Below are 9,584 nucleotides of genomic sequence, written 5' to 3' on the forward strand. Positions count from 1 at the left end.
AATGCAGCAGCAACGGTTGTCCTGCCTGAAAACGGCGTGTATGAAGGTATAGCAGAAGCGCTGGCAAACGTAATTCCCAATGAAATATACCCGGTGTTTACCAATCCGGTTTTAAGCTGTCCGGTTTGCCCGTTGCTTTCCTGGGCAGTTGCTGTATGTATTGCTGCTCCGCGTTGCGCATTGCATCGAGTATGAGCTTGGCTTTTTGCGGGCTAATGTTCATTTGCTGCAGGCGGTTGTTACGCGTCTGCACCCGCTGTTCTGAGTCAGTGGCAGGGTCGTTGCTCTGGCTGCGTTCGGGCCGGTCAGGATCAAAGGCGTTATCCGGGTTGAGTCCTTTTGTGTCTCCTTTTTCCTGGCCGCTGGCTTCCTGCTTGTCCTGGTTTTCAGGGCGGTTGCTGTTGCCGTCATTGGGCTGATTCTTATCGCTGCCAGATCCCTGTTGTTCGTCCTGTCCTTTATCCGCCTGCTCCTGCGATTCGATTTCCTCTTCCTGGTCGCCGGTACTGTCGGGCTTATTCTTTGGCTTGGGTGCCTGTTGTTCTTCGTCGGGTGGAGGTGTCTGGTCAAAGTTGTCCGGCTGGTGTTGTCCCTGCTCCTGGTCCTGGCTGGCAGCTGCAGGGGCGTCGGTGTCTGGTGCGTCCTGGTGGTCAGGGTGAAGCGCCAGGTATTTTTTGAGCAGCTCATAGTTGTAGCGGGCCGCATCGCTGGCCGGGTCTGCTACCAGTGCTTGCCGGTAGTAAACGAGCGCCTGCTTGTACTTTTTACTTTGTGCTGTGATGTTGCCCAGTTGCAGCAGCGCCACTGCCCGGATGTGCTTGGAGGTATGCTTGGCCAGCTGGGTATACTGCTGTTGCGCCTGTTGCAGCTGCCCTGCCCTGAAGTAGGTATGGCCCAGGTTGAGGCGCAGCTGGTCATCTTTCACCTCCAGGTCTGTCAGGATATACTCATAAGCGGCTATGGCCTCTGCGTACTCCTGCTGCTCATAGGCCAGGGCCGCTATCTTGGTATATTGGTTGATATGCGTAATGGTATGCAGGCCACCCCCGAGCAGGCTTATCAGGAAGATGATGGTGAGCAGTGACTTCATATGCGTACCAGTTTAACCGTGATCAGCACGTCGAGCAGGATGAAAAGCAGGGCCAGCGCCAAAGGGTAAACGTATTTGTTGGCTGTTACGTCTATCGTTTTGCTTTCCCGCATTTCGCCCTCAATGTTGTTAATGGCACTGATAAGGCGGTTGATCTCACTTACCTGCTCATTGATCTCGAAATATTCTCCGTTGGTGGCCTCCGCCAGTTGCACCAGCGCCTCCGGGTGGAGCTTGGTGATCACCACCTCGCCGTTGCGGTCTTTCCGGAAGTCATTGCCGGCAGGTATCTTGCTGCCTTCTGTAGTGCCTACTCCCAGGGCAAAGACCCGTATATTCTGTTCGTTGAGCCGCGCCGCCCACTCTTTTACCTTACCGCCAAAGTCTTCGCCGTCGCTGATGAGCACCAGGATACGGGCTTTCTGCTCATCGGCCTCGGGCGATGCCGACTGTCCGAACTTTTGAGAGACCAGTTCGAGCACGGGGCTGTAGTTGGTGCCGCCATGTGGCATTAGCCCGGTGCGCAGGGTCTGCAGGTATATTTCCAGGGCATTCTGATCGTAGGTAAGGGGGCTGTGTATATAGGCTTCTGACGAAAATACGATGAGCCCGATCCGGTCTGAGTTGAACCGGCTGATCAGCCGCAGCATGCCGTTCTTGGCCCGCTCGAGCCGCGAAGGCTGCACATCGGTCGCATCCATGGAGCCGGACAGGTCTACGGCGATGTAGATATCTTTCCCGATGGTCCTGATCTCTTTCTTCATGGCGCCGAACGAAGGACCTAAGATGGCAATGATGAGCAGGGCCACATACACAATACGCAGCATAAACTTGATCCATACCCCATGTGGCCGCTGCCCGAAGAATCCGGCCACGCGGCTTACGCGCAGCAGGTACCCGATATAAAGTCCGAAGAACAATAGACCGAATAATATTTCGAGCAAGGTAATAGTTTGATACCAGGTCATGTTGAGCAGGCTTCTGGTGACGCCCGTCTACAAATATAGGAAAGGAAAGCCAATGTTGCGGGTTATCAGGTAGCAGGGAAAGCCAATAAAGAGGAGGACGAGCAGCCTCGCAGGTATAGCAGGGGCTGAGTAGGGACTTTAACTGAAATTATTTTGAAATATTTCAGAAAAAAATTAGTGGAAGAAAACCGAATAGAATCAGCTAGTTAGTCCTTGGGAAAGCAGCCAGAGCATGTTTCAGCAGGGTTTGGAAGCGAAAATTTTAGAAGCTGCTATTGTGTGATCTGATTTATTGTAGTATGTTTGCAATCTCTTCAGCAGGGAGAGACCCGGAGGGGTGGGTGAGTGGCTGAAACCAGCAGTTTGCTAAACTGCCGTACTGGTAACGGTACCGGGGGTTCGAATCCCCCCTCCTCCGCGAGTGAAAAAAATAAATTGAAAATGTTTTGACAATTTAAATTCTTCGCTTACTTTTGCACCGCGTTCAACATTAAACAGCGAGTCAAATCGCTTACCGGAGTTGAAGGCATAATAGTTCGGGGTGTAGCGTAGCCCGGTATCGCGCCACATTTGGGATGTGGAGGTCGTAGGTTCGAATCCTGCCACCCCGACTAAAAAAATTTCGGAAGCAATTCCGAAATTTTTTGTTTAAGGGTAGAGCTACTGCTCTCCTGAGGACGCTGGTCCCATAGCTCAGCTGGATAGAGCAACTGCCTTCTAAGCAGTAGGTCTTTGGTTCGAATCCAAATGGGATCACAGTTACAATATCAAAAACCCGCTTTACAGCCTTGTAGAGTGGGTTTTTTGTTTTCTGCGCTACCTGTGTCATACAGGTCCAGCATTTCAGGTTGCAGGTATTGTACAGCTCCGATCGGCGCGCCTCCTGATATGGATGATCGTTTGAAGAAGCAGGCTCCTTAGAAGGCAGCACTGATCTAATTGCATGATCTGAATGTGCCGGATACCCAAACAAGGTTAACTAAATCAGCAATAGTAAACCGATTGGGCACTCCTTGGTTCCGTGTGTTATTGTTGGCACCGGGAAGAAAAGAAAGGCTCACATGTTTTTTGTAGCAAACCTCCGGATGGAATGATCGATCGATCCTAGCCCACAGGTATAGGACCGGTAGTAGCACCTTTTTGGTGCACCGGAAGGCCTTGGTTCAGGCAAATCCAGCTGTGAATAAGCAAAGTACACGAAACTTTCTTTCACCAGGGAGAGGCTGCTAAAGGGTGAATATGAAGTGTATACAGATTGTTCACGGTACTGAATTCGCTCTTGCAGAGTATTTTTCATTTTGAGGGCTTGCAGAGTATGTTTATTTTCAAAAAAAATTTCCCGATATAAAATGTCTAAAACTTCATCAAAACACCCAAAAGGGCTCTATTACCTTTTCTTTTCCGAAATGTGGGAGCGGTTTGGCTTCTATCTGATGCTGGCCATTTTCTTCCTGTACATGATCGATGCACAGAACGGCGGCCTCGGAATCTCCAAAGAAAGTGCATCGGATATTTTCGGTACGTTCATCGCATTTGTATACCTGACGCCATTTTTAGGCGGCCTGCTTGCCGACCGTGTGCTGGGATACAGGTTATCCATATCGATCGGGGGCATTCTGATGGCCATTGGGTATGTGGGCTTAGCCTTGCCCGGTGACTTGGCGATGATCCTTTCGCTTGGGTTGATCATTATCGGCAACGGGTTTTTTAAGCCAAATATTTCGACTTTGCTGGGTGGGTTATACTCTGCCCCGGAATACCAGGATAAGAAAGATACCGGCTATAACATCTTCTACATGGGGATAAACGTGGGTGCTTTTATTGCTCCTTTTGTGGCTTCTTACCTGCGAAACAACTACGGCTGGGGCTATGCGTTTGCTGCGGCGGGCGTAGGCATGCTGCTGGGCGTGGTCATTTTCTGGCTGGGCAATAAGCATTATAAAGATGCCGATGTACGCAAGCCTGTGGCTGACAACGACATGTCGCTGATGCGTATCTTTGGTGTCGTGATCCTGCCTGCCGTGATTGCCGGTGTGCTGGGCTGGGTACTTATACCTGGCAGCATTTTCGGGTCGGACTCTACCGATGCCTTCATTTTCGGAGCTATTCCGATCATGGTGTTCTACGGTTCTTTGTGGGCACGTGCTTCATCCGAAGATAAAAGACCGATTGCCGCCTTGCTTTCCATCTTTGCAGTGGTTATTGTTTTCTGGGCCATCTTTAAACAGAACGGTACTGCCCTGACCACCTGGGCCGAATATTATACAGACCGCGGTATGGCTGATGGTTTAACAGGACCTGCCGGAGCGATCGGTATGGTACAGGAAGTAGACCAAAGTGTCGCCACAGTGCCGGATTACGATCAGAATTTCCGGGCGCGTACCGATGAAGCGGGCAAAGTGATCACCAAAGAAGGGGTTGCGCCTTACCTGAACAACCTGCCAGAGCAGCACTGGCCGGAAGAAGGCAGACCGCTTTCCCTGATCTCGACCGAGCTTTTCCAGTCGATCAACCCGTTCTTTGTTATCCTGCTTACGCCGCTGGTGGTGTGGTTCTTCGCCTTCCTGCGCAAGCGAAACAAAGAGCCCTCAACGCCTGCCAAGATCATGTGGGGATTGGTCATCACGGCCATGAGCACGCTCGTTATGGTAGGGGCTGTATTTGCAGGTATGAACGGTGCTGAAAAAAGCTCTGCCATGTGGCTTGTTGGCTCGTATGCGGTGATCACGGTAGGGGAGCTGTTCCTGAGCCCGATGGGCTTGTCGCTGGTATCGAAACTGAGCCCGCCACGCCTGACGGCCCTGATGATGGGAGGATGGTTCCTGGCAACTTCTATTGGTAACAAGTTATCAGGTGTGTTGGCCAGTATGTGGGATGTGTATGACCATAAGGCATTTTTCTTCCTGGTGAACTGTATTGGCTCCTTACTGGCTGCCTTTGCAATATTACTCATGCTGAAGTGGCTGCGCCAGATCCTGGTGGCTTACACCGGTAAAAACTAAGCTTGACTTTATGTTTTCTTTAAAATCCGCCTGGTTTACAGCCAGGCGGATTTTTTTATGCAGGCTATTTCCGGAAATCCCGTTTAACAAATGCATTTTACTGAAAGGTGCAGGTGCTCCGGGCGGCGGCAGGACAGAGCCGACGATAAGTTTATAGCTGGGAGCCGTCCCCCATTTTTATATCTAATCCCAATACACTATTTTGCCAATTAAAGGATAATCCTAAACTTTACATCCCGGTTCTCCAACTGATACCACCTTATTTCCGTTAGCTTATCCTGCGGTAACACAGGACAGTGAACCTGAGCTATACCTGTAACCAAAGACGTATACCCTTACAAACCCGAATAAAACATGACGACAGCTACTTCCAAAGAAGTCCTTTTTCAGGAAACAGAACAAAAACTAAAAGAGCAGGGATTCAACATCAGCAGCCAGGATCAGTCCAGACCCTGGGGTGGTTTCTTTGTGATCGACGAATCACAGGCGCAGGACTTTGCCAATACGTATTTCGACAGCATGCCGGTAGACGAGCTGAAGATATCCGGAAAGCTGAGCCCCAAGATCTTGCTGGTAGCGCCTGAGAAGCGCCTCTCCTGGCAGTACCATCACCGCCGGGCCGAGGTATGGAAAGTCGTGAAAGGCAGCGTAGGCGTCGTCACCAGCGATACGGACGAGGAAGGACAACTTAAGACTTTCAATCCAGGTGATCTGATCACGTTGCGCCAGGGAGAGCGTCACCGCCTGGTAGGGCTGGAGGGCTGGGGCGTACTGGCCGAGATATGGCAGCACACCGACGCGGAGAACCCGTCTAATGAAGACGACATCGTGCGGGTGCAGGATGACTTTGGACGCTAAATCGGACGCGAAGCCGATAGCAAAACGGCGCTGCAACCTCGGTTGCAGCGCCGTTTTTTATGTCTAAAGCCTGGCTGGTTAAAGAAAAGGTATACGAGCAATTATGGAGCCTTTTCCATACCTACTTCAAAGCAAAACTTTTCCTGCGGGTATATTTTTCCTCCGGTGCGGCATCCTTAAAAAAGCGCGGGTGAAGTACGAATACGTTACTGCTCCGGCAGGTGGCGGCATTTATCCAGGTACTTCTCTACTTCGGGTATCGTGAAGCGTTCGTTGCTGTTGCCAAAGTTGGTCTGCACATAGTTCAGGATGTTCGTGATCTGTCCTTTGTTGAGGTGCTCGAAGGCCGGCATACCCTGGTTGTAGTTTTTGCCATTCACGACAATGTTGCCTGTTTGCCCGTGCTGTATGATGCAGGCCAGCTCGTCGCGGTGGTTTACGAGGTAGTCGGCACCGGCCAGGGGCGGAATCAGGTTGCGGAGGCCACTGCCATCGTCCATGTGGCAGTTGGCGCAGTACTGGGTATACAGGCGCTCGCCTTCGTTCTGGCGGTCCGTGAAGCACTGGGTAAGGGTGAGCAGGGCGGCCATACCGGCAGCCGGAGCGATCAGCTTACTTTTTATCCGCATCCTTCTTTTTTTTCTTTTTGGGCAGCAGTTTCCCGATGTCCTGTATGAGCTGGTCTACCTGGGCCGGATCGGTGCCGTCGTATATGCCCCGCACATGGCGGTTCTGATCTACCAGCACGAATGCGCCGCTGTGCACAAATCCGCCGGGCTCGTCCGCATCTTCCAGCGCCGTGACCATGTACTGCATGGCTATATCATAAATGCTGTCTTTTGCACCGGTCACGAAGTGCCACTTGTCACTGCTTACCTGAAGCCGGTCGGCATAGTCGCGCAGCACGGCCACTGTGTCGTGTTTGGGGTCGATGGTATGGGAAAGCAACATGAGCTGCGGCTCGTCCTTATAGGTTTCATACACCCGCAGCATCTGGCTCTTCATTTTGGGGCAGATGGTCGGGCAGGTAGTGAAGAAGAAGTCCGTCACGTATACCTTGTTCTGCAGGGTGAGGCTGGTCACTACCTGGCTGTCCTGGTTGATGAAGGCGAAGTCAGGGATCTGGTGGTAGACCGTATCCGTTACTTGCCGGCCATCGACCTGGCGCTCTACCACCTCCCGCTCCCCCAGTATAGGCAGGTCGCCATTGGCTGCGGATGATTTGTCGGAACAGCCTTGCCAAAATCCGGTTGATACCGCCAGCAGCAAAGCAACTGCCAGCTTCTTAAATTTATTGTGGTCCATAAGTCGCATAAGTTTCTTGTGCATTGCTGATCGTGCTGTCCATCAGCGATTTTACACGTTTCATTTTGGTGTGCTCCTCCTGCAGGTACTGCATGGCATCCGGATGCGGGAGGTTCGTAGGTGGTTTATAATGCCGCATCCAGTCCATCATGGCTTCATCGGCTTCATCGAGCTGCCCGATGCGGGTATGGAGGCGGGAGAGCACGGCGGTATCAGCAGGTTGCCGGGTCAGAGAATCCTGCAGGGTGGCCAGGTTACGGCGCAGCCGGTAGATTTTGCCCATGTCCGCCATGGCCTTGTCATGCAGCTGCATGACCTCTGCCTCCAGCGCCTGCTGCTGCTCTGCTTCCGATGGGCCGCTCTGGCAGCTTGCCAATACGAGCAGCACAAGTGCAACGGGGTTTATTAGCCATTTTTTCATACGTTCTTCTTTAAGCCATCCGGTATAGCCGCCTGCATCCGTCACGCTGCAGGCATAAGCACCTGCAGCAATTCGCCTCCTCCGGATGGGTGCCTGTTGGCATAAAGGTATAGCATATGGCGGAATTTTGCCCATGCCGGAGGTATAAGTTTTGGGAGCGCAAGCCCGGGCCAGGTATAGCAGGACAAAAACAAAAAGCCCGGTCACTACGCCGGGCTCTGTTTTTGTCGCATGTTTTCATTCGCCTTTAAGCAGGTACAATCAGGTCTGAGTGCAGTGCATGGGTGATCTGGTTATACTGTCCTTCCGAGATGCGGCTGCGCAGGAACTTCATGACATCCTGAAAGGCATAGTGCGCATGTTCCAGGGTAGGGAAGTCGGCATCCTCTGCAAAGGCATCTTTGGAACGGATAAATTCCAGCCACTCTTCCTCGTGGCGTATGCGGACCGGCTCTTCGTGCATCGTAAAGCCATCAAAGTAGATGCCTTTCCAGACGATAGGGAGCTGGGCCGCCAGGTGTATGGCCTCGCCAGCCGGGATACGGTCCCGGATCGCATGCAGCACCGCCCGAAAAATACGGGCCGCTTTCTTCTCGTCCTGTATGCCGAGGTAGTGACATAATTCGTGCAACCAGGTTTTCGCTTCTTTCTGATAATTTTCAAAGTTCATGGACATGTTAACCTCCTTTTCAATATTCAACAACCTTACCTGTTCAAGCTAACGCGGTCAGTAGGAGAGAGTTACCAGAAAAACAGTTAACAGGTGTCAGGAAACAGTTAGCAGGACGCCATGAGATGGTATAATTCGGGAGGAGTAACCACTACCACTTTTTGAAGACGAAGAATACGGCCAGCAGGATGAAGATGAAGCCGACGATGTAGTTCCATTTGACTTCCTCCTTCAGGTATAGCACCGAAAAACCGACAAATACCACCAGTGTAATAACCTCCTGTATGGTCTTGAGCTGGAAAGCGGTAAACTGCCCGTGGCCGATGCGGTTGGCCGGCACCTGAAAGCAGTATTCAAAGAAAGCGATCAGCCAGCTCACCAGGATCACCTTCCAGAGCAGCGTGTCTTTATACTTCAGGTGGCCGTACCAGGCAAAGGTCATGAAGATGTTGGAGATGACAAGGAGAATAATGGTTTTCATGTTTGTGATAGCAAATGAGTGTTTCTGTCAGGTATAAACGAAAGCACAGGTATGGCGCCCGCTGGTGTCTGCTGTTCCAGGGTTCCTGCCGCAGCAAAGCCCGCAGGCCGGCAACAGGAGCCCGTACACGAAAGCTTGCTGCAGCAATCCCATATCTTTAGCCGCCGCTATACCTGGCAGCGCTTGATTAACCTGCAAAGCTGCTAAAAAGATAAGCAGCTAGGTGACAACGCTGCCTGAAATATTTTTCTTTTCAGCGCCATTTTATACAAGCTATTGGCACGATTATCGTTGTCTTTATGCTATATAGCTAATGGCTATTCTGGCTATGAAAAGAGTAAGTTGGAATGTTGCCGTACTGCTGGCTTTTGGCAGCTGCGACACCCGCCGGCCACTGACGGGGAAGCATACCTGGAAGTGACAGGAGAGTATGAAACAGCACTGCCGCCTGAAGCGGGTTTTCGGCTTAACCTCACCTTCAACGGGCCGCTCGATCCAAGTGACATGTTTGGGCCGTGAGTCGTCTGAAGGTTAGCGCACGGCTAAAAGATTAGATGTTATAGTGATAATTGTTTGTTTGTGTTTTTTACTGGCGCAGATGACACTTTGCTGATCACCGGCGTCTGGTTTACATCAGTGGAGAAGCGGGGATTTGTCCATGCCCTAAACGCTGCTGATCCGGTAATTTTCCTGTTTTTGTTGTCAAAAAGGCTGCCCGTTTTTATGGGCGGTCTTTTTGTATTTTAGGAGTCTAAGAACTTGTATAACAGGCACTAAAGGGGCTGCTTT

At 51.4% G+C, this 9,584-nt stretch carries 9 protein-coding genes and 3 tRNA genes; 5 read left to right on the forward strand and 7 right to left on the reverse strand.

Going from position 1 to position 9,584, the window contains the following annotated elements; translation table 11 throughout:
* Positions 1-97: 97 nt before the first annotated feature.
* Both OB13_RS13035 and OB13_RS13040 read right to left on the reverse strand, forming a co-directional pair.
* On the reverse strand, positions 98-1,090 hold the full coding sequence (locus OB13_RS13035; protein ID WP_461490607.1) for an aerotolerance protein: 993 nt from the start codon (positions 1,088-1,090) through the stop codon (positions 98-100).
* Positions 1,087-2,034: a vWA domain-containing protein gene (locus tag OB13_RS13040; RefSeq protein WP_461490608.1), complete on the reverse strand. Its 948-nt coding sequence runs from the start codon at positions 2,032-2,034 to the stop codon at positions 1,087-1,089. The genes OB13_RS13035 and OB13_RS13040 overlap by 4 nt, the downstream gene beginning before the upstream one ends.
* A 355-nt stretch (positions 2,035-2,389) precedes the next feature.
* On the opposite strand from OB13_RS13040, the gene OB13_RS13045 reads away from it, so the two are divergent.
* The 5 genes from OB13_RS13045 to OB13_RS13065 all read left to right on the forward strand — a co-directional run bounded on the left by OB13_RS13045 (position 2,390) and on the right by OB13_RS13065 (position 5,918).
* Positions 2,390-2,476: transfer RNA gene (locus tag OB13_RS13045), tRNA-Ser, on the forward strand.
* Positions 2,477-2,595: 119 nt separating this feature from the next.
* A tRNA-Pro gene (locus OB13_RS13050) sits at positions 2,596-2,669 on the forward strand.
* A gap of 71 nt (positions 2,670-2,740) precedes the next feature.
* Positions 2,741-2,814, forward strand: a tRNA-Arg gene (locus tag OB13_RS13055).
* Positions 2,815-3,407: 593 nt separating this feature from the next.
* The gene (locus OB13_RS13060) at positions 3,408-5,060 is read left to right on the forward strand and encodes a peptide MFS transporter (protein WP_461490609.1); all 1,653 of its coding nucleotides are present in this window, start codon (positions 3,408-3,410) and stop codon (positions 5,058-5,060) included.
* A 354-nt stretch (positions 5,061-5,414) separates the two neighbouring features.
* Positions 5,415-5,918 (forward strand): cupin domain-containing protein, encoded by a 504-nt coding sequence (locus OB13_RS13065; protein ID WP_461490610.1) that lies wholly within the window; start codon positions 5,415-5,417, stop codon positions 5,916-5,918.
* A 206-nt stretch (positions 5,919-6,124) separates the two neighbouring features.
* Here the strand turns inward: OB13_RS13065 and OB13_RS13070 are convergent, their stop codons facing one another.
* The 5 genes from OB13_RS13070 to OB13_RS13090 all read right to left on the reverse strand — a co-directional run bounded on the left by OB13_RS13070 (position 6,125) and on the right by OB13_RS13090 (position 8,795).
* Positions 6,125-6,547 (reverse strand): c-type cytochrome, encoded by a 423-nt coding sequence (locus OB13_RS13070; RefSeq protein ID WP_461490611.1) that lies wholly within the window; start codon positions 6,545-6,547, stop codon positions 6,125-6,127.
* Positions 6,531-7,223 carry an SCO family protein gene (locus tag OB13_RS13075; RefSeq protein ID WP_461490612.1) on the reverse strand — a complete coding sequence of 231 codons (693 nt, stop codon included), beginning with the start codon at positions 7,221-7,223 and terminating at the stop codon, positions 6,531-6,533. Before OB13_RS13075 ends, OB13_RS13070 begins: the two co-directional genes overlap by 17 nt.
* Entirely contained in the window at positions 7,210-7,851 is a 642-nt protein-coding gene (locus tag OB13_RS13080; protein ID WP_461490613.1) for a hypothetical protein, read from the reverse strand. The genes OB13_RS13075 and OB13_RS13080 overlap by 14 nt, the downstream gene beginning before the upstream one ends.
* Before the next feature lie 40 nt (positions 7,852-7,891).
* Positions 7,892-8,320 carry a DUF2267 domain-containing protein gene (locus tag OB13_RS13085; protein WP_461490614.1) on the reverse strand — a complete coding sequence of 143 codons (429 nt, stop codon included), beginning with the start codon at positions 8,318-8,320 and terminating at the stop codon, positions 7,892-7,894.
* A gap of 145 nt (positions 8,321-8,465) precedes the next feature.
* Positions 8,466-8,795, reverse strand: coding sequence for a DMT family protein (locus OB13_RS13090; RefSeq protein WP_461490615.1), 330 nt, complete (start codon positions 8,793-8,795; stop codon positions 8,466-8,468).
* Between the last annotated feature and the right edge of the window lie 789 nt (positions 8,796-9,584).

It is taken from the genome of Pontibacter sp. HJ8 (assembly GCF_054824225.1).

Coding starts and splice junctions, on each gene's coding strand:
- OB13_RS13035 (WP_461490607.1), bottom strand. CDS start 1,090: ATGAAGTCACTGCTCACCATCATCTTCCTGATAAGCCTGCTCGGGGGT.
- OB13_RS13060 (WP_461490609.1), top strand. CDS start 3,408: ATGTCTAAAACTTCATCAAAACACCCAAAAGGGCTCTATTACCTTTTC.
- OB13_RS13065 (WP_461490610.1), top strand. CDS start 5,415: ATGACGACAGCTACTTCCAAAGAAGTCCTTTTTCAGGAAACAGAACAA.
- OB13_RS13070 (WP_461490611.1), bottom strand. CDS start 6,547: ATGCGGATAAAAAGTAAGCTGATCGCTCCGGCTGCCGGTATGGCCGCC.
- OB13_RS13075 (WP_461490612.1), bottom strand. CDS start 7,223: ATGGACCACAATAAATTTAAGAAGCTGGCAGTTGCTTTGCTGCTGGCG.
- OB13_RS13085 (WP_461490614.1), bottom strand. CDS start 8,320: ATGTCCATGAACTTTGAAAATTATCAGAAAGAAGCGAAAACCTGGTTG.
- OB13_RS13090 (WP_461490615.1), bottom strand. CDS start 8,795: ATGAAAACCATTATTCTCCTTGTCATCTCCAACATCTTCATGACCTTT.